The following is a 23625-nucleotide window of genomic DNA, read 5'->3' as shown; positions in this document are numbered from 1 at the left end:
GCGAATCTGTCGGAGATACTTTCCTTTCGTCTCCTCAATTGTTCAGCGGCCTTACCCATGACAAGCTTTTCCCAATGGATTGAAGACAAAAATCAAGATGAATGGTGGATATTCATCAAGCGGCTTTCAGCCAACGACACAGGTCTAACGGGGGGCAACGGGGTAGGTATTTATGTTCCCAAAGCTGTTGTAGCGACAGCGCTACCCTCCATTTCGAGCACTTGTTTCAAGAATCCTGATTGCAGTCTGAGGGCACAGGTCTCGTCACATGGTTTTCCGGAACAAACTCTGAGAGGCATTTACTACAATAATTACCATTTCGACGGGGCAGGATCTCGCAACGAACATCGTTTAACGCGATGGAATACTGACGTTAAAAACAGCCCCGCCCAAGATCCCGAAAATACGGGAGCATTAGCGATCTTCGCATTCCATGTGCCACATTTGGATCAGGATTCCGAGTTCCTGGATATCTGGATTTGCAAAGGTATAGATGAAGAGGAGTTTGTCGAGAATAAGATAGGTGAGGTGATTCCTGGAAGTTCGCTTTTTGAAAGAGGGGATAGAGTATTTGCTGGTTTCGCTGCTAGTTCAGATAAAGAGCCTAGCAATGTTGTAATCCCCCCACGATGGGAGGATAGGTTTCCTAGCGGTGAAGAAATCATTGCCTACCTGGCGTCAGTCTTTCGTTTTAATAAGATAACACCTGATGAACTTATTCTAGAAAGACGTGAAAACGAGTACAAACTATTCCGTCAAATTGAAGAGTTACACGTACTGCATCGAGTTCAGAATGGATTCGGTTCTGTTGACGAATTCATGCAGGTTGCAAACTCGGTGAGTAATCGCCGAAAGTCAAGGTCTGGTAGGTCGCTAGAGATACATCTTGAACACCTTTTTCGTCAGTTCGGGCTTAAGGCTTTCAGTACCCAGTGCAAAACTGAAGGTAATAAGCGACCCGATTTTATCTTCCCCTCATGCGCTGACTATCACAACCCAGCGTTTCCGGTTGACAGCTTGCGTATGTTGGCGGTGAAAACAACGTGTAAGGATCGATGGCGTCAGGTTATTAATGAGGCTGATAGAGTGGTCGGAGTTCATCTGTTTACACTTCAGGAGGGCGTTTCTCCCCATCAATTTGAAGAGATGAATGCCGCGAACGTGAGGTTAGTGGTACCTAAACCGCTACATGCAAAGTACCCGGAGGCGATGCGTAGTGCTCTTATGACTTTGAATGATTTCATCGAGGAAACTAAATCCATTTATTGATGTGCTTGGATCTTTCCTGCTTGATAGCGAGCGCAAAGGAAATTTTTGATAGGGGGGCGAATGGTAGATGTCGTAGATAGCACAACGAGATCGCGAATGATGGCTGGGATTCTCGGAAAGAATACTAAGCCTGAAATGGCCATTCGACGTTACCTGCATGCTTGTGGATATAGATATAGACTTCATCGTAAAGACCTCCCAGGTAAACCTGATTTGGTCATGTCGAAGTACAGGCTTGTGATATTTGTTCATGGATGTTTTTGGCATCGGCATAGTAATTGTGTATATGCAACATCTCCCAATAATCGTCCAGATTTTTGGGAGGAGAAGCTAAATGGGAATGTTTTCAGAGACCAAAGACAGGTTTCAGAATTAATATCGAAGGGATGGAGAGTTCTCGTTATTTGGGAGTGTGGCTTAAAACATCAGGTAGCTGAGCTAGGGGGAGTGCTGGAGAGAGTTAACAATTTAGATAAATTTTTTCAGCAGTGGCCAGAAAAACCGCCAAAAGCTAAAGTTTGAAAGTCAAGTTTTTATTGTAGATCATTTGGGCTGCTAGAGGGTTTTAAAGGTGACATCCATGTCTAAGGTATCTAGCTGAGGCGATTTTCTAGCAAGGTATCTGTAGTGAGGGGCGAGTTTAAATTACCATCCAATAGCCTTATTATGTTTGGGGTGAGATTGTCTTTGCCGTCTGCATAACGGCCAATAACATGAAAAAAGTTTCTGGGTATTCGGTAGTAGTTGGCTTTGCTAGCCCCGCTAAATGAGGTTTTTGATGGCGCTTTTTTTAAGTCGCCTTTCATTATGGCGTTTATTTTGTCAGGGGTTAATACTGCGCCAATCACCAAAGTATTTTTTCTTGCATCTTCGTCTACGAATAAGTAGCCAGGGTCTTCTTGGTCGGTCCAACGAGGTTTGACCAAAATAAGATGTAGTGTATTGAGGCCTTGGTCGGCCAAAAGTTTAATAATGTTTGCCTGTCCCTCGTTTATGCCGAAAGATAAGCAGTAGCGATTGTTCGTGTTGTTTATTTTCTCGAAGAACTCATAGTTGTCAATTGGGTACTTGTGTTTTAGCTCGAACTCCCAAAGTTTTCCTTTGTACCGAAAAATTCTATCTAAATCCCAGCCCGATCGGAAGAAGGGTTGAATTATATAGTTTTTAAATACTCGTGGAAGTATTACATCTCTTATGATTCTTTTGTTGTATGCGGGGAGAAGGCGGCCCAATATTGATGATAATTGTCGCTCGTTGTCTTTTGATTCTGCGTTTACTTGCGGAAATTTGATTTCTTTATCGTTGGTTATTTTTCTTTTTTTACATAAATATCGTTGTAGTGGGAGCCATTTGGAACTTCCGGGTTTTTGTGTGTGAAACTTCATGTTCTCTTCTTTGCAGAGAAATGTAGTGCTGGCACAGCCTTGGGAAAGGTTTTTTAGGATGGATATGAAGTCCTCAATATCAGAGTTATCTCTTTTCCATATAAAATTGCAGTATTGTCCGAGCGCGTTGCTGTGGTCGTCGGGTATACCCCTTACTATCAGTGTGACAACATCTAGTAAAACTATTGAATCTTTTAGAAAAGGGCTGGATATAAACTGTTCTGCGACATATTCAATAACCAAGCCCTCCAGTAGTTGGTGTTTTTCTCTAGTTAAAAGTGACTCGTTGGATGTCAAGTTTGCGAGGTCAATCTCTTCAGGAAAATAACCCAGTGGTGTGTACTGTGCGTCGTCAACGTTGATCTGTTGAACTACATATTTATTTTGCATGTGATGCGCTTGACCCTAAAGCATGTGTGTAAAAGTACTAGATATTTTATGCTTGGCTTTTCAATGGCCTGTGCCGTATTTTATTGTTGCTGTGCTTGTTGTTTTGTTAGCTTTTAATAGATTGGTTGCAGTATGGATGCGTTAGGTTGCAGTTTTCAGAGCGACCAGCCCCCCCGTCACGGGCTCTAATTATATGGTCGTAAGATACGGATTTATCTGTATCAAGATACCCTTCACAAATCGGGCATTTAATTGATGATCGAAGGGCTGTTGTTATAAAGGCTTCACTCTTTGCGTCATCGCTGAAGTTTTTTGTAGGGTCGGATCCAGTGCCAACAAAAATCTTTCCATCAAGGCCGGATATCCTAATTATTTCTAATTCGTTGAGGTCATCACTCGTGTTTAGATGGTTGATGAGATCGTCTAAGAAGTCTGCGTATTTGTCTACCCGCTTGGGGCTGATATGTTTTTGAATAATAGTGGCTATCAAGTCTTTATGATTTACGAGTATTTTTTCAAGTTTTGAGCGTGCTTGGGTGAATTTGTTAAAAAAAACTTTGTCGTTGTTTGATAGTTTTCTTCCCACAAGAGTCATAGTGCCCATGAACATTGGGCCGGAATGTCGGCCTGTTGGTCCGTAAAAATATACGGCTGGATGTAGGCCTAAACTACCGTTCTCATTGCCTGTAATTCTCTCGGCTAAGCGGTATGTTTTCGTTAGTACTGAAATAGTGGATAGGCCATCTTCGTCATCATCAGTATCGAAGACGTTTTTAGGCGTTCCTTGTTGGTTTCTTGTGGCGATTAGTGCTATATCGATTAAAGTTTGCAGTGCGGTTCTAACGCCCTTTGGACCTCCAAGAGGAAGGTCCAAAGTCTTTATAGGACTTTTGATTTCTGGGTCAAAAAGAATTGAGTGAAGTCTACCTGAAAGCTCTTCAATTTTTTCAGCATTTATTTTCTCAAAAGAGGACCAATATCTGTGCCCCTTGCCTGCTCTAATTATTGCTCGAGAGGCGATTGAAATAGGTTTTTTTCTGCTCTTTAGTAGTAGCTCTTCGATGCTATCAAGGGGAGTGCCTTTTGTATTTATTTTAAAGAAAGAACTCTCTGCTTTGTCTGCATCACCTTTTACCCATTGGATGGGAAGTCCCCTGGTAATGAGTGCACTGATTTTTTTACGCTCGTTTGGATCTAAATTTTCATCTTGAATTTTAGCGGTGAAATGCTGCCAGCTTCCTATTTTTTTATTTACCAATGAACGTACTTTTGTGGCGTTTTTTTTCTGTTCCGCGGAAATTTGATAACCAAAAAAAGGTTGAGAGGTAGGGCCGTCACCGTAATCGTCATCAATCCACGCTTTTAAAACACTAAGCCGATGCCCGCCATCAATAACAAATAGGTAAGTTGGTGACTGCCATAAAATTACCGATGGAATTAAGTCACCATTTACGAAGCATTCAAGTAAAGAAACAACTTGCTCTGGAGACCAATGGTTTGTCTCCCTTTGGAAGTCTGGTTTACGTAAACTTGGTCCGATTAATCCACCACTTGTAAAATCCCTTAGGGAAATAGTAGAAACGTTTTCGAACGAAGAGGATTCTGCATCAGAGGCAGCGAAGTCTTCTCGTTTTATCAGGGCGTCTAAATTCACAAGGTTAGATCTGAGTGCCATTTAGATAAACTCCATGTAAAGACCAAGCTTCGGCTGATATTTTTCTGACGAGGTGCCGGTCTATCGTGCCTTAACACTCGTCCGTTCAGCTCAAGATAGCCCATGGCCATTAATGCGTCTAGGCTCGGATTCTGGCGAGTAGGAACGTGCCTATGTAAATGGGCAGATGTCGACTTGCTAGGGTTAAAGAATTTGCGCAAGGATGGGGGCAGTAATTCGTTCGTTTTTTGCTTTAATCCTGGTTTTGCTTGTGAGAATTCTTCGCAAAAAAAAGGGCTCCCATCGCTGGCAGCCCGTTCTTAAATGCTTGATGGGATTGAAATTAAATCAATCCCAGCTCAACGCCCCACCAGTCTGATACTCAATAACTCTCGTCTCAAAGAAATTCTTCTCTTTCTTCAAGTCCATAATCTCGCTCATCCACGGGAACGGATTCGTAGTCCCTGGATACTCCTCCTTCAAACCAATCTGCGACAGACGACGGTTAGCGATGAACTTCAGGTAGTCCTCCATCATCGCCGCGTTCATACCCAACACCCCGCGAGGCATGGTGTCACGCGCGTATTCGATCTCCAGCTGCGTACCCTGCAGGATCATCTGGGTCGCTTCTTCTTTCATCTCAGCATCCCACAAATGTGGGTTTTCGATTTTGATCTGGTTGATCACGTCGATGCCGAAGTTCAGGTGCATGGATTCGTCGCGCAGGATGTATTGGAACTGCTCGGCGACGCCGGTCATTTTGTTGCGGCGGCCCATGGAGAGGATCTGGGTGAAGCCGCAGTAGAAGAAGATGCCTTCCAGAACGCAGTAGTAGGCGATCAGGTTGCGCAGCAACTCTTTGTCGGTGTCTGGGGTGCCGGTTTCGAACTTTGGATCGGAGATCGAGCGGGTGTACTTCAGGCCCCAGGCTGCTTTCTTCGCGACCGATGGGATCTCGTGGTACATGTTGAAGATTTCGCCTTCATCCATGGCCAGCGATTCGATGCAGTACTGGTAGGCGTGGGTGTGGATCGCTTCTTCGAAAGCCTGGCGCAGGATGTACTGGCGGCATTCCGGGTTGGTGATCAGGCGGTACACGGCCAGGACCAGGTTGTTGGCAACCAGGGAGTCGGCGGTGGAGAAGAAGCCGAGGTTGCGCATGACGATGCGGCGCTCGTCGTCGGTCAGGCCTTCCGGATTTTTCCAGAGGGCGATGTCAGCGGTCATGTTGACTTCTTGCGGCATCCAGTGGTTTGCGCAACCGTCCAGATACTTCTGCCAGGCCCAGTCGTACTTGAATGGCACGAGTTGGTTGAGGTCGGCGCGGCAGTTGATCATGCGCTTTTCGTCAACGGCGACACGGGCGGAGGCGCCTTCGAGTTCGGCGAGGCCTTCGGCGACGTCGAGGGAGTTCAGTGCAGCCTTGGCGCGGGCCACGGCGGCCGAGTCGTCGGCGGTGACGGCGCGGGCTTCCAGCGCTGCGGCGCCGCCGGCGTTGTCGAGGCGGTCCATGTTGGCTTCGCTTGCGTGGCCGGCGTTGGCGCCTTTCACGGTTGCGATTTCACTGTCTTCTTTATCGAATTCGTCCCAGCTCAGCATGACGTGTCGTCTCCTGCGTGAGGGCTTGTGCCCGTGTGAAACCTGATGGGTTGGTTTTTCACACGGCCAAACAAGCCGCGTTGGATGTCGTTTTTTGCAGCGCTGCACGCAGGCAAATAAACAGAAATTTTGACGGGTTCCGAGAGCCTCTGATGGGCGCAATCAGCGTCGGGCACTGTTGCGGGGCTTCAGAATGGCTTTTGCTCCCTGTAAGGGAATATTGCTGACCCGTATGGGGCGGCATTATAGGGAAATTTTTACCGGCGTGGTGCGGCGAATCGGCTCATGGCGAGGCCGAGGAGGGGGTGGATTTCGGTCCGACCGAGGGATTACAGGGCTTTGCGCGGAATCGACCCGAGCAGATTTTTTTTCGTTAATTTTTTGGCAGGTGGTTTTTTGTTTAAAAAATAGCCAGAAAATCGGGTTTTTCACTATATCTAGTGTTTTGCAAGCCTTTTTCGCGGCTCCAGACACAACTGAGCCCGACCGTAGCCGGGCTGGAATCGACCCTCAATGTAGCGCTGAGCGATCCGATTCGGTGCAGTCTGGTTCAGTTCGTGCAGCCATTGCCCATGATGCTGTAGCGCAGGATGTGGCGTTGGCCTTTGGAGTCGTCGTATTCCATTTTCGCCGGTACTACTTCGCAGACATTTGGTACTTCGCTCATCGATACAACTTTGGCGATGTCCAGATGTGTAGAGTAAGTGTATTCCTCGATGACCGGTTGTTGCTGTGCGACATCAGTCGGGACCTCGTCTGCCATGGCGGTTGCGCACAGACTGCTGAGGGCCAGAACCAATAAAGCTTTCATTTCTAATTCACCTTTTTGAGGTCGAGTGGGGTCACGCAACCTTTTTAGGGTTGCGTGTGGAGCTTGAGTATTTGATGCGTTACTTGGAGAGCTGGATTAACGGCCTTCGTGGGGGCTGTAACGTTGTTAATCGCGGTTGCCTTGTTGGCGAGGTGAATTTTAGGGCGGTGGGATGCAGGTAAACAGGGGCGGTTTTGATAAACACTTTTGATAGATTTGGTAACAATCGATTGAGGTCTTGGTGTCTGGCCGGATGGGGTTTGCCTGAAGGACTGCGTTGACTGCATCGCTGGCAAGCCAGCTCCCACATGGAATGCGGACATTTTGTAGGGGCTTGTTACTACCATCGTCGAATGGTTCTATGGCCCCCGCCCCGTTACAACAGGGTCATACAAAAACAACTATTACACCGAGGTAGGAAAGATGAGTGCGGCTTCTCTGTATCCCGTTCGTCCCGAGGTTCTGGCAAACACGCTGACTGACGAGGCGACCTACAAAGCCATGTACCAGCAGTCGGTCGTCAACCCTGACGGCTTCTGGCGCGAGCAAGCCAAGCGTCTGGACTGGATCAAGCCCTTCACCACGGTGAAACAGACCTCGTTCGACGATCACCATGTCGACATCAAGTGGTTTGCCGACGGCACCCTGAACGTTTCCTACAACTGCCTCGACCGCCATTTGGCCGAGCGCGGCGACCAAGTCGCGATCATCTGGGAAGGCGACGATCCTTCCGAAAGCCGCAACATCACCTACCGAGAACTGCATGAGCAAGTGTGCAAACTGGCCAACGCCCTGCGTGGTCAGGACGTGCACCGTGGCGATGTGGTGACCATTTACATGCCGATGATTCCCGAAGCCGTGGTCGCCATGCTGGCCTGCACCCGGATCGGTGCGATTCACTCGGTGGTGTTCGGCGGTTTCTCGCCGGAAGCCTTGGCCGGTCGCATCATCGATTGCCGTTCGAAAGTGGTGATCACCGCTGACGAGGGTATTCGCGCCGGCAAGAAGATTTCCCTCAAGGCCAACGTCGACGACGCGCTGACCAACCCGGAAACCAGCAGCATCCAGAAAGTCATCGTGTGCAAGCGCACCGGTGGCGACATCAAGTGGAACCAGCATCGCGACATCTGGTACGAAGACCTGATGAAAGTGGCGGGCACCGTTTGCGCGCCGAAAGAGATGGGCGCTGAAGAGGCACTGTTCATCCTTTATACCTCCGGCTCCACCGGCAAGCCGAAGGGCGTGCAGCACACCACTGGCGGTTATCTGCTCTATGCGGCAATGACCCACGAGCGCGTGTTCGACTACCGTCCGGGCGAAATCTACTGGTGCACCGCCGACGTCGGCTGGGTTACCGGCCACAGTTACATCGTCTACGGCCCGCTGGCCAACGGCGCGACCACCGTGCTGTTCGAGGGTGTGCCGAACTACCCGGATATCACCCGGGTGGCGAAGATCATCGACAAGCACAAGGTCAACATCCTCTACACCGCGCCGACCGCGATCCGCGCGATGATGGCCTCGGGTCAGGCCGCCGTGGAAGGCGCCGATGGCAGCAGCCTGCGTCTGCTCGGGTCGGTCGGTGAGCCGATCAACCCGGAAGCCTGGGACTGGTACTACAAGAATGTCGGCAAGTCGCGTTGCCCGATCGTCGATACCTGGTGGCAGACCGAAACCGGCGGCAACATGATGAGCCCGCTGCCGGGTGCCCATGCGCTGAAGCCGGGTTCGGCGGCGCGTCCGTTCTTCGGTGTGGTGCCGGCGCTGGTCGACAACCTCGGCAACATCATCGAGGGCGAGGCTGAAGGCAATCTGGTGATTCTCGATTCGTGGCCAGGCCAGGCGCGTACGCTGTACGGCGATCATGATCGTTTCGTCGATACCTACTTCAAGACCTTCCGTGGCATGTACTTCACCGGTGACGGCGCGCGTCGCGATGCCGACGGTTACTACTGGATCACCGGGCGTGTGGACGACGTGCTCAACGTTTCCGGCCACCGCATGGGTACCGCCGAGATCGAAAGCGCGATGGTCGCGCATCCGAAGGTTGCCGAAGCTGCGGTGGTGGGTGTGCCGCATGACATCAAGGGGCAGGGCATCTATGTCTATGTGACCTTGAAGAACGGCGAGGAGCCGACCGAGCAATTGCGCCTGGAGCTGAAGAACTGGGTGCGCAAGGAGATCGGCCCGATTGCTTCGCCGGACGTGATCCAGTGGGCGCCGGGGCTGCCGAAGACCCGTTCGGGCAAGATCATGCGCCGCATCCTGCGCAAGATCGCCACGGCGGAATACGACGGCTTGGGCGATATCTCGACCCTGGCGGATCCGGGTGTGGTGCAGCATTTGATTGATACGCACAAGACCATGAATGTTGCTTAAGCGTTAGAAGCATAGGAGCCCTGTCCGGTGATGCCGGGCGGGGCTTTTTTATGGCTGTGAGGTTTGTGGTAGCTGGGAGGGCCTCTTCGCGAGCAGGCTCGCTCCCACAAGGAAGCGGGCGCATTTCAAATGTGGGAGCGAGCCTGCTCGCGAAGGCGATCTGTCAGACACCGCAGTAGTCAGCTGTAGGAAACCGCAACACCCCAACCAATAATTATCGATCTCCCCCGTCAGACCTTTCCCGCTGTTACCCGCCACAACCCAATGTGTAACCGCCCGCGCCAAACCGGGGCGAAGGGAAACGCGGTGCGCCGTTTTAGAGCCTCCAAAGCCCTGCTGAAAAATAAGACATAACGCTGCGCTTGCCGGATTAGAAGGGTTTACGAATAATAGGCCCGCAACTTGCAATATGTATCGGTTCACTGTCTTTCGCTCTTGCATGAAATTGCAGGGCTGTCAATGAGCTCAAACCGCTTTCTCGGTGCATCTGTAATTAGTTGTCGCATTGAAGAAATATCGGCTTCGGGCCTGTCGTTAGAATGCCGATCACTCGCTCATCGTGGCTGACGTTGAAATCGCCTGCGGTTCCAATGGGAAATTTCCGCCGATGCGCAACCGATTTCCGATTCACCCATTCGCATATTGGGCTGTCGCTCACTCTGCCGTTTTTGCCCTTTACCGATGGAGTCCCAAGATGAAGAAACTTGTGCTGCTTGGCGCCCTGGCACTGTCCGTGCTGTCGATGAATGCCTTCGCTGACGAAAAACCGCTGAAGATCGGTATCGAAGCGGCTTACCCTCCGTTCGCTTCGAAAGCACCGGACGGCAGCATCGTCGGTTTCGACTACGACATCGGCAACGCGCTGTGCGAAGAGATGAAGGTCAAGTGCGTGTGGGTCGAGCAAGAGTTCGACGGTCTGATCCCGGCTCTCAAAGTGCGCAAGATCGACGCGATCCTGTCGTCGATGTCGATCACCGAAGATCGCAAGAAGTCGGTCGACTTCACCAACAAGTACTACAACACCCCGGCGCGTCTGGTCATGAAGGCCGGCACTCAGGTCAGCGAAGGTCTGGCTGAACTGAAGGGCAAGAACATCGGCGTACAGCGTGGCTCGATCCACGAGCGTTTCGCCCGCGAAGTTCTCGCTCCACTGGGCGCCGAGATCAAGCCGTACGGCTCGCAGAACGAAATCTACCTCGACGTGGCTGCCGGTCGCCTCGACGGTACCGTGGCTGACGCTACCCTGCTGGACGACGGCTTCCTGAAAACCGACGCCGGCAAAGGCTTCGCGTTCGTCGGCCCGGCCTTCACCGACGTCAAATACTTCGGCGACGGCGTAGGTATCGCGGTGCGCAAGGGCGACGCCCTGAAAGACAAGATCAACACTGCCATCGCGGCCATCCGCGAGAACGGCAAATACAAGGCAATCCAGGACAAGTACTTCGCCTTCGATATCTACGGCAAGTAACACGTCTCTGCGACAAGTCCGAAATGGCGCAAGCAACAGAATCTCTGCGGTTTGCGCCATTTTTTCATCCCAACTTTCGAGGACCTGAATCATGTTGAAAGGCTACGGGGCTGTCATCCTCGATGGCGCATGGCTGACGCTTCAGCTCGCCTTGTCGTCCATGGCTCTGGCCATCGTTCTCGGGCTGATCGGTGTCGCGTTGCGCCTGTCGCCGGTGCGCTGGCTGGCGTGGCTGGGCGATCTGTATTCGACGGTGATCCGCGGCATTCCCGACCTGGTACTGATCCTGCTGATCTTCTACGGCGGTCAGGACTTGCTGAATCGCGTTGCGCCGATGCTCGGCTATGACGACTACATCGACCTGAACCCGCTGGCCGCCGGTATCGGCACCCTCGGTTTCATCTTCGGTGCGTACCTCTCGGAAACCTTCCGTGGCGCGTTCATGGCGATCCCCAAGGGCCAGGCCGAAGCGGGCATGGCGTACGGCATGAGCAGTTTTCAGGTGTTCTTCCGGGTGATGGTGCCGCAGATGATTCGTCTGGCGATTCCCGGCTTCACCAACAACTGGCTGGTACTGACCAAGGCCACCGCGCTGATCTCCGTGGTCGGTCTGCAAGACATGATGTTCAAGGCCAAGCAGGCGGCGGATGCCACGCGTGAGCCTTTCACCTTCTTCCTCGCAGTGGCGGCAATGTACCTGGTGATCACCAGTGTTTCGTTGCTGGCATTGCGTCACCTTGAGAAGCGCTACTCGGTAGGCGTAAGGGCGGCTGATCTATGATCTTCGACTACAACGTCATCTGGGAGGCACTGCCGCTGTACTTCAGCGGCCTGCTGACCACCCTCAAACTGCTCGCGCTGTCGCTGTTCTTCGGTTTGCTCGCGGCGTTGCCGCTGGGGCTGATGCGCGTCTCGAAAAACCCGTTCGTCAATGGCGCCGCGTGGCTGTACACCTACGTGATTCGCGGCACGCCGATGCTGGTGCAGCTGTTCCTGATCTACTACGGTCTGGCCCAGTTCGAAGCGGTGCGCGAAAGCTTCCTGTGGCCGTGGCTGTCCAGCGCAACGTTCTGTGCCTGTCTGGCTTTTGCGGTCAACACCAGCGCCTACACCGCGGAAATCATCGCCGGCAGCCTCAAGGCCACGCCGAACGGTGAGATCGAAGCGGCCAAGGCCATGGGCATGTCGCGCTTCAAACTGTACAAGCGCATCCTGCTGCCGTCGGCCCTGCGCCGGGCGCTGCCGCAGTACAGCAACGAAGTGATCATGATGCTGCAGACCACCAGTCTGGCGTCGATCGTGACCCTGATCGACATCACTGGCGCGGCACGTACCGTCAACGCGCAGTTCTACCTGCCGTTCGAGGCGTACATCACTGCCGGCGTGTTCTACCTGTGCCTGACCTTCATTCTGGTCAAGCTGTTCAAACTGGCCGAGCGTCGCTGGTTGAGCTACCTCGCGCCACGGAAGCACTGATATGCAACGCATCGACCACCTATTGCCGTGGAGCCACCTGGGCAGCGAGCGCAAGGTTTCGGTTTTCCGTTTTGGTAGCGGCGAGCGCAAGGCCTACATCCAGGCCAGCCTGCACGCCGATGAACTGCCGGGCATGCGCACTGCCTGGGAGCTGAAAAAGCGCCTCGGCGAACTCGAAGCCCAAGGCTTGCTCAACGGCGTGATCGAGCTGGTGCCGGTGGCCAATCCGATCGGCCTCGGGCAATTGCTGCAAGGCAATTTCCAGGGCCGTTTCGAGGCGGGCAGCGGCAAGAATTTCAATCGTGATTTCGTCGAGCTCAGCGCGCCGGTCGCGGCGGCGCTGGGCGAAAAACTCGGTGATGATCCCCATGCCAACGTGCGCCTGATCCGTCAGGCAATGGCCGACCACCTGGCCGGATTGCCTGAAGCGAGCAGCCAGTTGCAAGGCATGCAACGTGTGCTGCTCAGCCACGCCTGCACCGCCGATGTGGTGCTGGACCTGCACTGCGATGCCGAAGCCGCGCTGCACATGTATGCGCTGCCGCAGCACTGGCCGCAGTGGCGTTCGCTGTCGGCACACCTGAACGTCAAGGTAGGTTTGCTCGCGGAAGATTCCGGCGGCAGCTCCTTCGATGAAGCCTGCTCGTTGCCATGGCTGCGCCTGTCGCGGCAGTTCCCCGAGGCGCAGATTCCGCTGGCGTGTCTGGCGACGACGATCGAGCTGGGCGGGCAGGCCGACACCGGCCGCGTCGAAGCCGAGGCTTATGCTGAAGGCATTCTGGCGTTCCTTGCCGAGCAAGGTCTGATCACCGGCGAGTGGCCGGACCCGGCCTTCGAACCGTGCGAAGGCATGCCGTTCGAAGGCACCGAATTGTTGTTCGCACCGCACCCCGGTGTGGTGAGTTTTTCCCGCAGGCCTGGCGAATGGGTCGAGGCGGGCGATGAGATTTTTCAAGTGATCGACCCTGTGTCCGATCGGGTCAGCACGGTATGTGCTGGTACGTCCGGGGTGCTGTTTGCCATTGAACGGCTGCGCTATGCCCAACCCGGTTTCTGGCTGGCCAAGGTGGCGGGGCGCGAAGCGCTGCGTCACGGGCGCTTGCTCAACGACTGACTGACTGTTTTTGTGAGAACCGACCGCATGTACAAACTTGAAGTCCAAGACCTGCATAAACGCTATGGCAGTCACGAAGTGCTCAAGGGCGTGTCCCTGAAAGCCGCCGCCGGCGATGTGATCAGCATCATCGGCTCCAGTGGCTCCGGCAAAAGTACTTTCCTGCGTTGCATCAACCTGCTCGAGCAGCCGCACGCCGGCAAGATCCTGCTCAACAACGAAGAGCTGAAACTGGTGGCGAACAAGGATGGCGCGCTGAAAGCCGCTGATCCAAAACAGCTGCAACGCATGCGTTCGCGCCTGTCGATGGTGTTCCAGCATTTCAATCTGTGGTCGCACATGACCGCGATTGAAAACATCATGGAAGCGCCGGTGCACGTGCTCGGCGTACCCAAGTACGAAGCGCGCGAAAAAGCCGAGTACTACCTGAACAAGGTTGGCGTGGCCCATCGCAAAGACGCGTTCCCGGGGCACATGTCCGGCGGCGAACAGCAGCGCGTGGCGATCGCCCGTGCGCTGGCGATGGAACCGGAAGTGATGCTGTTCGACGAGCCGACTTCGGCCCTTGACCCGGAACTGGTCGGCGACGTGCTGAAAGTCATGCAGGCGCTGGCGCAGGAAGGCCGCACCATGGTCGTGGTGACCCACGAAATGGGCTTCGCCCGTGAAGTGTCGAACCAGCTGGTGTTCCTGCACAAAGGCGTCGTCGAAGAAAGCGGCAACCCGCGCGAAGTGCTGGTCAACCCGCAGTCGGAGCGCTTGCAGCAGTTCCTGTCGGGCAGCCTGAAATAAATCAGGGCTGCCGTTGTGCACCAGATTAGGTCATGCTTCGCGATCTTCTGGCTGGCTCAGATCCCTGTGGGAGCGAGCCTGCTCGCGAAAGCGGTACAACAGCCAGCAATTATGTTGACTGGTACACCGCCTTCGCGAGCAGGCTCGCTCCCACATTCTGATCTTCACCGGTTTCAGGATTTGTGTTCATTTCCGGGCTAGCATTGGCCCATGCCTTCATCACCGTTGTTCGTTTCGGATTGCCCGCCCATGACTGCCCATCGAATTGGTTTCCTGATTTGGCCCAGCACTAAAGCGTTGACGCTGGCGCTGGCGGAGGAGGCCTTGCGTGTTGCGCAGCGGGTGCACCCGGACGTGGTTTACGAACTGTCGTTCTTGCAGGCCGAGCCGCAGAGCGAAGGTGCCTGGCAATTGCCCGGCGAGCCGTGGGCCGGCAAGCTCGAGAATTTCCAGAAACTGTTCCTGCTCGCTGACGAGCCACCGACCACGCTCGCGCCGGCGCTGAGCAGTGCGCTCAAGCAACTGGTGCGTGCCGGTTGCGTGATCGGTGGTCTGTCGGCCGGTGTCTATCCGCTGGCCCAGCTCGGTTTGCTCGACGGTTATCGCGCCGCCGTGCACTGGCGCTGGCAGGACGATTTCGCTGAGCGCTTCCCGAAAGTCATCGCCACCAGTCATCTGTTCGACTGGGATCGCGATCGTCTGACCGCTTGCGGTGGCATGTCGGTGCTCGACCTGTTGCTGGCGGTGCTGGCCCGCGATCACGGTGCGGAACTGGCCGGTGCGGTGTCGGAAGAACTTGTCGTTGAGCGCATCCGCGAGGGCGGTGAGCGTCAGCGCATCCCGTTGCAGAATCGCCTCGGCTCCAGCCATCCGAAGCTCACCCAAGCGGTGTTGCTAATGGAAGCCAACATCGAAGAGCCGCTGACCACCGACGAAATCGCCCAGCATGTGTGCGTGTCCCGTCGGCAGCTGGAACGGATCTTCAAGCAATACCTCAACCGCGTGCCGAGCCAGTACTACCTTGAATTGCGCCTGAACAAGGCCCGGCAGATGTTGATGCAGACCAGCAAGTCGATCATCCAGATCGGCCTCTCGTGCGGCTTCTCCTCGGGGCCGCATTTCTCCAGCGCCTATCGCAATTTCTTCGGTGCCACGCCGCGCGAAGATCGCAACCAGCGGCGCAGCAGCAGCCCGTTCGAATTGTCGTCAGTGCCGCCGGAGCGTGGCTGAGCGCGGATCGACCCTCAATCGGTTTCCATGCCGCCGGAGAAGTCATGGAAATCCTCAATCGTCTGATACGCGGTGTCGTTGCTCGACTGCTGCTCCAGCAGGCGCAATTGATACGCCGCCTCATACCGCTGCAGGCGCTGCAAACTTTCGGCAGTCAGCGGGTTGTCGCTGAAGTCGTATTCGGTCAGCACGTCGCCGGGCTGTAAAGGAAACTCGCCCGGCAACTCGGTGATCGCGTTCCCGGACAAGTCGGCGTACATCAATCGAGGCAGTTCGAGCAGGCTGTCAGGCACCTTGCTCAAGGCACAGTTGCCCAGACGCACATCGGTCATCTGCGGGAAATGACTCAGATCCGGAGCGATGTTGAGCGGATTGTCGCTCAGGTCCACCGAACTCAGGTTTCTCAGCGTTGCGAATGCTTCTGCGGTCTGCGCAGTCAACGTGATCTCACAGCCCGGCAGATACAGGCTGCGCAGCCTTTCCATGGCGAAAATCGGGGCGGGAATCTCGCCCAGCGGATAATTGCGGATGTCGATGCCTTTGAGCTTCGGGAACAGCTCCAGCAGACGATCGATCCGAGGCGCAGCGGACGCTGTGGTGGTCAGTTTCAGTTGTTCGATGTGGTCGAAACGCGCGGTCAGCGGCGGCAGCTCACCGGTAAACGACAACTCGCAGCTGACCCTTGGCCCTGTCAGGAACGAGGGCGCACGGCGCAGGTCGTCTTCGAGGTTTTGCCTGAAGTGCTGGCGGTTGAGTCTTTCCCTGGCTGCCGCTTCGGTCGCAAGCGGCATCTGCGTGTCAGTATCGTTGGGAGTCTCGTTGGCCCAGCTATCCAGGCGTTCGAGCAGGCTGGTGAGCTCGGATTTGCGGCGCATCAGCTCAACACGTCCATCGGCCAGCGTGCCCGCAAGCTTGTAGACCAGATCGTTGGCATCGAAGCCGAACAGCGATGGATAAAAGCTTTGCGCCAGATCGATGTCTTGCTGTTGAACCCAGACACCGAAGTTGTCAGCCTTGGCCTGGAATGCGGCCTTGATCCGTTCTCTGGAAGCAACCGACAACGGGTTGCCGCCCAGTTCAATGCCGCGATCGGAATACTGCGTCAGTTGCGCCGGCAATTCGCTGATGTTGTTGTCGCTCAGCAACGCGACTTCCAGGTGCGGCAGCTGTTCCAGCCCGGCGGGAACACTATCGATGCCGGTGTTGATCAGGTCGATGAACGTCAGGTTCTGCAGGGTCGATAGATCGGGCGTCACCTGCAGAGGGTTGCTATACAAGTCCAGAGATTTCAATCGGGTCATCGTGGACAGGATCGCTTGTCCGGCAGGATCCAGAGTGATCTGGCACTTGCTCAGCATCAATCTCTCAAGCAACGGCAGGCTTGGCAACGATTGGGGTATCCGGCCCAAGGCGAAATCCTGCAGTTCCAGTCCGCGCAGGCCACTGAAGCTTCGGAAAAACCATCGGGAATGTTCAACCCCGGATTGCCCTGAAGGTTGAGATGCGTGATGTGGCTGAAGTCAGCGGTCAGTTCCGGCAATTCGCCGGTGAATGTCGCATCGGCTTCGAAAGTATTGAACCGCAGGGCTGAGTTTTCGTTTTGCCGGCCGCGCCAGAGTTTCTCAAGGTCGCTGCTGAATCTTTGTCTGGCGGCAAGTTCTGCAAATCTTTCCGGCGCAGTCCAGGGCAGCTCTGTCGAAGGGTTGTTGACCGGCAGGCGCGCGCTCCATGTGTTGAGATCACTGGTCATGCGGGCGATTTCCGCCTCCCATCTGATCAGTTGCGCCGTGCCGGTCTGTAATGTCCCGGGCAGGCGATAAATCATGTTGATCGCAGCGTTTTCGCCCAGTCGCGGGAACAGTCTCTGCGCCATGGCAATGTCAGCCGATGGCGGCTTGATCCGGAAGTTGCGCCCTTGTGCGGCGTAGTAGCGCTTGACGCGCTCGCGGGCATTCATGGACAGAGGATTGTCGTTCAGATAGACGCTGTCGGCCCGCTCGGGATGCAAACTGAAGACCGCGTCGGGCAGCACGGTTATCTGATTGTTATTGAGATGGAGCTCTCGCAGCAGCGGATGCTCGGCGATGCCCTTCGGCACGCTCGTCAGTTCGCTATGGCCGAGTGAGAAGTTCGTCACCTTGGGCAGGATTGTCAGGTCTGGCGCGTTTGTCAGTGGGTTATGGCTCAGATCGAGCAACCGCAACTCGGGCAGCGCGCCAAGTACCTGCTGCCCGGCAGGGGTAAGCGTCAGCGCGCAGTCATTGAGTTTGAGCTCTTTGAGATAGTGCAGACGGCTGACGAATGAAGGGATGTCATAGAGTGTGAAAGCTTTCAGTTCCAGCATCTGAAGATTCGGGAACAAGGCAGCGAACGGCTCCAGTCCCGCGATCGTCACGTTGCCCGCCAGCTTGAGGCTGGTAACGTGATCGAAGTTGACCGTCAGGCGCGGCATTTCGCCGAGGAACTTCAGGTCTGCCGCAAAATAACCAGCGCGCTTGCCGGTACCCATCGATCTTTCGCCCCAGAAATCCTTTATCAATTGCTTGAAGTCCGAGCGTGCGGATCGTTGCGCCAAACGCTCGCTTGCGCTCAAGGCCTGACCGGTAACCGGGTGCGCAGACGGCGTTGCCAAGGCCCAGCGGGTCAGGTCGTCGCGCATCTGTTGCTGTTCTGCTTGCCAGCGAAGCAGCTGTTGGCGACCGTCGGCCAGGTCGCCGGGCAAGTCGTAAATCATCTCGCTGGCCTCTTGCTTGTTCAAACCGGGAAACAACTGCCGGGCGAGGCTCACGTCCGGCTCGGCCGCCAATACGTCGAAGTCGTTGCGACGGAGGCGGTAGTAGTTTTTGATCTGGTCGCGGGTGGCGGCCGATAGCGGGTTGTCGGCAAGGTCAATGCCGTCACTGCGCTCGGCGGGGAGGTCGAACAGCGCCTCGGGCAGTTGCGTGATGCGGTTGCCTGCGAGCACTGCGGTTCGCAACCCCGGATGGCTGGCCAGTCCTTCGGGAACGACGGTCAGCCCGCAGTTGGACAGATCGAGATAGATCAATTCGGGCAACAAATTCAGGTCGGGGAACGTACCCAACGGATTGTCGCTCAGGTCCAGTGAGTCGAGGCTGCCAAGTGACAGCAGCGCAGCCTGATTTTCCGGGGTCATGACCACGCCACAATTTTTCAGCTCCAGATCGCTCAGTTGAGGCAGTTTTGCTTCGCCCAGCGCAAGCGGTCCCAGTTCGAAACCGCTCATTTTCAGCTTGGCAAGGTTGGGGAAGCACTCCACGAAGCGCAGGGCAGCGGTGCTATTGGCGGTGCCGGTGAGGTTCAGCTGCGTCGCGCGCTCGAGACCGGCGCTGAGTATCGGCATATCCCCACTGAACGTCGCCGTTGCCCTGAGTTCTTCAAGGCGCGGGTACAGGGGCGGGCTGCGCCAGAATTGCTCGATCTGTTGCGCAAAGGATCGCCGGGCCTCCAGTTCGCGGGTTTGCGCCTCGAGGGGAAGACGTTCCCCCGACTCAGAGGCGGTCACGGTGGCCTGGTTGATCCATTGACTGAGTTCGAGATTCAGCACGCCGAGTTCATTTTCCCAGCGGGACAACTGTGCGCCGCACTCCGCCAATGGCCCGGGCAATCGGTACAACACCTGTGTTGCGCCTTCCGTGTCGAGGGATGGAAACAAGGCGATGGTGCGTTGCAGATCTTCCTGCACGGGCCGGACGCCGAAGTGCCTTCCGGTGTGCTCGTAGAACACTTTTACCCGCTCGCGAGAAGCCGCCGTCAACGGGTTATCGGCGAAGGTATAACCATCGCTGAGGGAGCTTGCCAGGTTGAAAAAACTGTCCGGTATCCGCGTGATGCGGTTGCGATCGAATTGCGCCGAAATCAGGCGCGGATGATCCAGCAGATCGTCGGGCACCGTGTGAATGCCGGTATCCGACAGGTTCACGTAGCGCAATGAAGGCAGTGTGTGCAGGTCCGGAGGCAGGCCCAGCGCATTGCCTTGCAGATCGAGCAGGGTGAGCTGCGGCATGGCCGCGAGCACTGACTCTGTGACCGTCGTCAGACTGATCCGACAATTGCGTAAGCGCAATTCGCGCAGCGAGCGCATCGAAGTCAGTGCTTGCGGCAGGCTCGACAGATTGAGATTGCGCGCATCGATATTCTGCAACTGGCTGAAGGACTGCAGAAAGCTGTCGACGGAGGTGGTCATCGGGCTGCCATCAATGGCGAGCGAGGTGATATGACTGAAGTCTGCTGACAACACGGGCAAGTCGCCCATCATCGCAGGTGTAAGGCGCAAGGCGTATCCGGCGGCAAAGCCCTGGTGGTTGATACCCGTGACGTGCTCCCGTCTCCAGGCTTTGAGCAATTGCTCCCGTAGCAGCCTGCGATTCTGGATTTCGGCGCGCTTCTCCAGCGAGGTGAGCGCCGTGCCGGTTTCCGGGTGCACGGCGGGCGGATTGTTGGCCCAGACATGCAGTTCGTTCTGCAATTGCAGGTAGTCATTTTGCAAACGAAGCATTTCGGCGCGCGGGCCTGCGGGACTGCTTCGCATGCTTTCGGCGAGGAAGCGCACTTCATGGTTCGACATGCGTGGATAGAGCACCCGGATGTCTTCTTCGAGGGTGTGCGGCTGGTAAGCGGGGCGTGGCGGACGCGGAGCATGGGCGTAACCATCGGTGCCCAGCAGGCGCAGGGTGTCGACAGCCGGCGCTCGGGACTGCGTATCGGCAATCACCTGACGCCACTCGTGGCGCTCGAGCGTGCGTTCACGAATGGCCGCCTTCAGCGCCAGACCCTGGCCGATCCGCATGTCCAGGCTCTGGCGCTCGCTGTCGGGCAATGCGTACAACAGGCTGGAATAGAAATCAGCGAACGAATGCAGCTGCTGCCCACGATCGTCATAAGGTTGGTATTGGCCATCGTCGCGGCGAACCAGCACCTTGTATTCGGGCGCATCGTCACGGCCGATCGTGTCCAGTAACCGGCCCTCGTAGCGCCCGTCACGGATTTCGATGCGTACATCGCCGCTCCAGCCCGGCAACAATTTGAGGCTGTGCAGCGCCAGAGAGTCAGAGTCGGAATTGCTCACCGAGGCCAGCTCAAGGCCTTCATACGCGCGGGTAACGCGCACCTCGTCACTGGCCATCTGCATGAGTGCCTGCTGGCGCGGGGGGCAATCGTCCTTCGCTGATCTGCAACAGTTCGCTGCCGGTCGCGGTATCGAGCAGTTCGCGGGTAATGCTGGCCGGCAATTGCGGAGGGTGAATCTTGAGTCGAGCGGCCAGCGGGTCGTCGAGGTGCTGGAGGGCTTGATAGCGCGACTCGAACAGCGCGCTGGTGTTGCGTCTGGCGAGGTCGGCCACTTGTTTGCGCAGGTTGTGGCTGCGGACCTCGATGGACGGCGTCGGTCCCGCGAAGGGCTCGTCCAGCAAGGTTTTGATCTGCGTCTCGTCGAGGGCTTGGAGCAGGGTTTTGAGCACGTCGCCACCGGCCAGCGTGTCGTGGCGTAGTTCGATTACCGGCAGGCTTGTGTCGGCAGACGATTGCCACAGTTGCTCGCCTTGGCGATCAAGCAGACGCAGGCATTTGTCGCCTGGCCAGCGGCCGTATTCGCTGAGCACCTGCAACTGCATGACCGGGTCGGCGCGCAAGAAAACTTCAGCGTCAGCGCTGTCGAGCTGGTCGATGAAGCGTTGCAACTGCTGATCAATCTTGAAGCGCTGGATGCTGTCGGCCAGCAGAGGCGGGACCTTTTCCTGCTCGACATGCATTTTGCGCAATGCGTCTTCGCTGGTTCCGCTGATCTGCAGCACGGTTTCGCGCTCGCTCGCGGACAAGCTCTCGACCGCAGGGCCGATACGGCGCAGCGCGGTTGCACCATCCCACTCCAGCGGTTGCTCGAGTTCAGTGTGCCAGGCGCCTTCGCCGTTGTGGCGCAGCACCGGTTGGTATGCGTCGGGGCGACTCGGATGTTCGATGCGGTACTGCCCCGGCACCTGACTTTCCGTGACCGCAAAGTGCGCGTCCTCCAAGGGCAGCAGAAGCTTGTCCTCATGCGCATGCAAACCCAGGGCATCGGGTTGCGAATCGGCACTCGGGCGCTGCGGATGTTTGTAGCGTTCGAGATCCGGTTGCCAGTAGCGGATGTCACCATTGGCCAGTTGTACCGGTTTGAAGCGGTCGATGAACGCCAACATTTCCTTGGGCAATACTTTGCGAAACTCGGCCGCGCCAATCGCACCGCCGACGGCGAACATGCCCAGCTGGATCATCGATTCCACGGTGCCCATCAAGTGTTCGACCGCTTCGGTCGTGCGTCCCTGCGCCCACTCAAGAATGCCTTCGAATACTTCATCGAGCATCTGATAGGCCATGTACGCCATCATCGCTTCACCGAGCACCGGCACGAAGGGCGCGACGATCATCGCGGCGGTCTGGGCGATGGAAGAGAGGATGTTGACCAGCGAATCCCAGAACGCCCAGCGCGCCCTTTGATCAACCAGGGCAGTCGGTACGGCAATGGTTCGGGCGTCATTGAAAATCTTGTTCAGTTTTGCCTGGTACAGGTGTTGCCACACATCGTCGTAAAACGGCGTCAGCGCAGGCTGCAGATCGGGCCGCTCCACTGCGGCTTCGCGCCACGCCGGCCGAGGGTCGCCGGGTTCGTGCGGGTGCCAGCGGATTTCACTCAGCCGGCTGTTGAGGGTGCTGAAGAAGAAGCCGCGCTGGTCGTGATTGACGAAGCGGCTGAAGAACTGCTGATAGTCCCTGGAGCGCAACTGGCGCGTCAGTTCCACGACCATTTCCAATGGCGAGGCGTACTCCTTGAACGGATGTTCGGGGTCATCCGGGACGTAGGCGACGACGCGCGCTGCATTGCGTGTCATGTACAGGTCCGGGGCGAATACCACGATGCCGGTGAGCGGTGCGCAAAGCATCGTCATGTCATGACACAGCAGCGGGGCGCCGTACACATGCAGGCCTTTCACACCGTCGAGCATGGCTTCGATCAGGCGTACCGCGTTTTCCGACACGTCGCGGTTCATCCGCGCCCATTGCAGGGCCGATTTCATCGCGGCCTTCTGGCTGGCGTCGATCTTGCCGCGCAAGACCGACGCGACCATCGGATCGGAGTAGCCCAGATTGTCTTCCAGACTGGCTTTGTATTTCGCGCCGATATCCAGTCGACGGCACAGTTTTGTGAAAGAGGAAATGCTCAGTTTCGCCTTGATCTCGGGCAGGGTTTCAAACTGTCCTGTAGCCGAAGGTGCGCTAGTGAATGTCGACTCGGCTTCGAAGGCGTCGTCTTCGGTTTCCTTGTCTTCGAAGTTATGCAACGCCGCCTCAAGCAGTGACACGGACCAGGCGCGGGCGCCGGTGCGGATCGGAAACCATGGGGTGGTGGCAGGAATGTACAGGTGCACGTAGGTGTTTCTTACATCCAGTTCCAGATCGAAGCAGCTTTTCAGTTCGGCCTTGAGCAGGGGCTCGGCGAAGGCCGCAGCGTCCTGTAAGTGCTCAAGGCTCTTGTCGACCCGGCTCTGCGCGGTGATATGCGCCGCCCCAAGGCTTTTCATCAACGCGTGCTGTTCGGCTGGCGCGACCTTGAGCGCGGCCGGCTGTTGCGGGACGCTGTTCTTCAGCGCTTCGCGCCGCGTGGCTGAGGTGTCGCCCAGCCAGGCCGGAATCGCGTTTTTCAGTGGTTGGTAATGCTCGTCCGCATGTTGCGCGTCATGTGCGGCATCCGGGGTTGCCGATGGGGGTGCTTCAGACAAATGCATGGCCATTCCTTGGCGTTGGGAAGAACCCTCAGCAAATCAGCGGCAAGCGACCACCGTGCGGTAGATATTTATGTCTCTGCCGTGGGGGCTGACTTGGTATCCTGCGCGGCCTGCCGCAAATCGGCCGCGCCCGGTAAACTGCGCCTTTGCGACGCTATATGTCGCATTGCCGTAAACCCGGGAAAATCCGGGGTTTGCGCTATAAGAAGTTGTCGCTTGGCGACAAGGCCGGGCACCCAACTGTCCTTACAATCCCCTCATCGCTCGCCAGTTCCAGGCG

The 23625-nt window shown here is 55.9% G+C and carries 16 protein-coding genes; 9 read left to right on the top strand and 7 right to left on the bottom strand.

Going from position 1 to position 23625, the window contains the following annotated elements; translation table 11 throughout:
- The first annotated feature begins 57 nt into the window (after window positions 1-57).
- Window positions 58-1269: a type II restriction endonuclease gene (locus AB4O12_RS14640; protein ID WP_252878740.1), complete on the top strand. Its 1212-nt coding sequence runs from the start codon at window positions 58-60 to the stop codon at window positions 1267-1269.
- Window positions 1270-1365: 96 nt separating this feature from the next.
- Window positions 1366-1791 (top strand): very short patch repair endonuclease, encoded by a 426-nt coding sequence (locus AB4O12_RS14635; RefSeq protein WP_460058874.1) that lies wholly within the window; start codon window positions 1366-1368, stop codon window positions 1789-1791.
- Window positions 1792-1862: 71 nt separating this feature from the next.
- On the opposite strand, the gene AB4O12_RS14630 is transcribed toward AB4O12_RS14635, so the two are convergent.
- The 4 genes from AB4O12_RS14630 to AB4O12_RS14615 all read right to left on the bottom strand — a co-directional run bounded on the left by AB4O12_RS14630 (window position 1863) and on the right by AB4O12_RS14615 (window position 7108).
- A complete protein-coding gene (locus tag AB4O12_RS14630) occupies window positions 1863-3044 on the bottom strand; it encodes a hypothetical protein (protein ID WP_460058872.1) in 1182 nt (393 codons plus the stop codon).
- 106 nt (window positions 3045-3150) lie between these two features.
- Complete coding sequence (locus AB4O12_RS14625; protein WP_460058870.1) at window positions 3151-4719, bottom strand: GmrSD restriction endonuclease domain-containing protein; 1569 nt, start codon at window positions 4717-4719, stop codon at window positions 3151-3153.
- 327 nt (window positions 4720-5046) lie between these two features.
- The gene (locus tag AB4O12_RS14620) at window positions 5047-6297 is read right to left on the bottom strand and encodes a ribonucleotide-diphosphate reductase subunit beta (RefSeq protein ID WP_460058868.1); all 1251 of its coding nucleotides are present in this window, start codon (window positions 6295-6297) and stop codon (window positions 5047-5049) included.
- A gap of 550 nt (window positions 6298-6847) precedes the next feature.
- A complete protein-coding gene (locus AB4O12_RS14615; protein ID WP_007912695.1) occupies window positions 6848-7108 on the bottom strand; it encodes a DUF2790 domain-containing protein in 261 nt (86 codons plus the stop codon).
- 423 nt (window positions 7109-7531) lie between these two features.
- Here AB4O12_RS14615 and acs point away from each other — a divergent pair, with 423 nt between their 5' ends.
- The 7 genes from acs (at window position 7532) to argR (ending at window position 15567) form a co-directional block, all read left to right on the top strand.
- Complete coding sequence (acs, locus tag AB4O12_RS14610; RefSeq protein WP_016773581.1) at window positions 7532-9487, top strand: acetate--CoA ligase; 1956 nt, start codon at window positions 7532-7534, stop codon at window positions 9485-9487.
- Window positions 9488-10181: 694 nt separating this feature from the next.
- Window positions 10182-10955 carry an ABC transporter substrate-binding protein gene (locus AB4O12_RS14605; protein WP_041479236.1) on the top strand — a complete coding sequence of 258 codons (774 nt, stop codon included), beginning with the start codon at window positions 10182-10184 and terminating at the stop codon, window positions 10953-10955.
- A 91-nt stretch (window positions 10956-11046) separates the two neighbouring features.
- On the top strand, window positions 11047-11736 hold the full coding sequence (locus tag AB4O12_RS14600) for an ABC transporter permease (RefSeq protein WP_016773583.1): 690 nt from the start codon (window positions 11047-11049) through the stop codon (window positions 11734-11736).
- On the top strand, window positions 11733-12431 hold the full coding sequence (locus AB4O12_RS14595) for an ABC transporter permease (RefSeq protein WP_024014019.1): 699 nt from the start codon (window positions 11733-11735) through the stop codon (window positions 12429-12431). Before AB4O12_RS14600 ends, AB4O12_RS14595 begins: the two co-directional genes overlap by 4 nt.
- A 1-nt stretch (window position 12432) precedes the next feature.
- Window positions 12433-13545, top strand: a complete 1113-nt coding sequence (locus AB4O12_RS14590; RefSeq protein ID WP_252882529.1) for a succinylglutamate desuccinylase/aspartoacylase family protein — start codon at window positions 12433-12435, stop codon at window positions 13543-13545.
- Window positions 13546-13572: 27 nt separating this feature from the next.
- Window positions 13573-14337 carry an ABC transporter ATP-binding protein gene (locus AB4O12_RS14585; protein WP_007912705.1) on the top strand — a complete coding sequence of 255 codons (765 nt, stop codon included), beginning with the start codon at window positions 13573-13575 and terminating at the stop codon, window positions 14335-14337.
- A 249-nt stretch (window positions 14338-14586) separates the two neighbouring features.
- Window positions 14587-15567 carry a transcriptional regulator ArgR gene (argR, locus tag AB4O12_RS14580; RefSeq protein WP_024014018.1) on the top strand — a complete coding sequence of 327 codons (981 nt, stop codon included), beginning with the start codon at window positions 14587-14589 and terminating at the stop codon, window positions 15565-15567.
- 14 nt (window positions 15568-15581) lie between these two features.
- On the opposite strand, the gene AB4O12_RS14575 is transcribed toward argR, so the two are convergent.
- The 3 genes from AB4O12_RS14575 to AB4O12_RS14565 are packed head-to-tail and all read right to left on the bottom strand — an operon-like array spanning window position 15582 to window position 23345.
- Entirely contained in the window at window positions 15582-16925 is a 1344-nt protein-coding gene (locus AB4O12_RS14575) for a leucine-rich repeat domain-containing protein (protein ID WP_460058863.1), read from the bottom strand.
- Entirely contained in the window at window positions 16925-20716 is a 3792-nt protein-coding gene (locus tag AB4O12_RS14570) for a leucine-rich repeat domain-containing protein (RefSeq protein ID WP_460058861.1), read from the bottom strand. Before AB4O12_RS14570 ends, AB4O12_RS14575 begins: the two co-directional genes overlap by 1 nt.
- A complete protein-coding gene (locus AB4O12_RS14565; protein WP_460058859.1) occupies window positions 20700-23345 on the bottom strand; it encodes a dermonecrotic toxin domain-containing protein in 2646 nt (881 codons plus the stop codon). The genes AB4O12_RS14570 and AB4O12_RS14565 overlap by 17 nt, the downstream gene beginning before the upstream one ends.
- Window positions 23346-23625 lie beyond the last annotated feature (280 nt).

This window comes from Pseudomonas sp. S2_A05 (genome assembly GCF_054668485.1).
Note: the sequence above shows the minus strand (reverse complement) of the source record. Positions and strands in the feature narration are given on the sequence as shown.

Bases quoted from the DNA above. Each gene is read 5' to 3' on its own strand.
- AB4O12_RS14640 (WP_252878740.1), top strand. From the start codon at position 58: ATGACAAGCTTTTCCCAATGGATTGAAGACAAAAATCAAGATGAATGG.
- AB4O12_RS14635 (WP_460058874.1), top strand. From the start codon at position 1,366: ATGATGGCTGGGATTCTCGGAAAGAATACTAAGCCTGAAATGGCCATT.
- AB4O12_RS14630 (WP_460058872.1), bottom strand. From the start codon at position 3,044: ATGCAAAATAAATATGTAGTTCAACAGATCAACGTTGACGACGCACAG.
- AB4O12_RS14625 (WP_460058870.1), bottom strand. From the start codon at position 4,719: ATGGCACTCAGATCTAACCTTGTGAATTTAGACGCCCTGATAAAACGA.
- AB4O12_RS14620 (WP_460058868.1), bottom strand. From the start codon at position 6,297: ATGCTGAGCTGGGACGAATTCGATAAAGAAGACAGTGAAATCGCAACC.
- AB4O12_RS14615 (WP_007912695.1), bottom strand. From the start codon at position 7,108: ATGAAAGCTTTATTGGTTCTGGCCCTCAGCAGTCTGTGCGCAACCGCC.
- acs (WP_016773581.1), top strand. From the start codon at position 7,532: ATGAGTGCGGCTTCTCTGTATCCCGTTCGTCCCGAGGTTCTGGCAAAC.
- AB4O12_RS14605 (WP_041479236.1), top strand. From the start codon at position 10,182: ATGAAGAAACTTGTGCTGCTTGGCGCCCTGGCACTGTCCGTGCTGTCG.
- AB4O12_RS14600 (WP_016773583.1), top strand. From the start codon at position 11,047: ATGTTGAAAGGCTACGGGGCTGTCATCCTCGATGGCGCATGGCTGACG.
- AB4O12_RS14595 (WP_024014019.1), top strand. From the start codon at position 11,733: ATGATCTTCGACTACAACGTCATCTGGGAGGCACTGCCGCTGTACTTC.
- AB4O12_RS14590 (WP_252882529.1), top strand. From the start codon at position 12,433: ATGCAACGCATCGACCACCTATTGCCGTGGAGCCACCTGGGCAGCGAG.
- AB4O12_RS14585 (WP_007912705.1), top strand. From the start codon at position 13,573: ATGTACAAACTTGAAGTCCAAGACCTGCATAAACGCTATGGCAGTCAC.
- argR (WP_024014018.1), top strand. From the start codon at position 14,587: ATGACTGCCCATCGAATTGGTTTCCTGATTTGGCCCAGCACTAAAGCG.
- AB4O12_RS14575 (WP_460058863.1), bottom strand. From the start codon at position 16,925: ATGCTGAGCAAGTGCCAGATCACTCTGGATCCTGCCGGACAAGCGATC.
- AB4O12_RS14570 (WP_460058861.1), bottom strand. From the start codon at position 20,716: ATGCAGATGGCCAGTGACGAGGTGCGCGTTACCCGCGCGTATGAAGGC.
- AB4O12_RS14565 (WP_460058859.1), bottom strand. From the start codon at position 23,345: ATGCATTTGTCTGAAGCACCCCCATCGGCAACCCCGGATGCCGCACAT.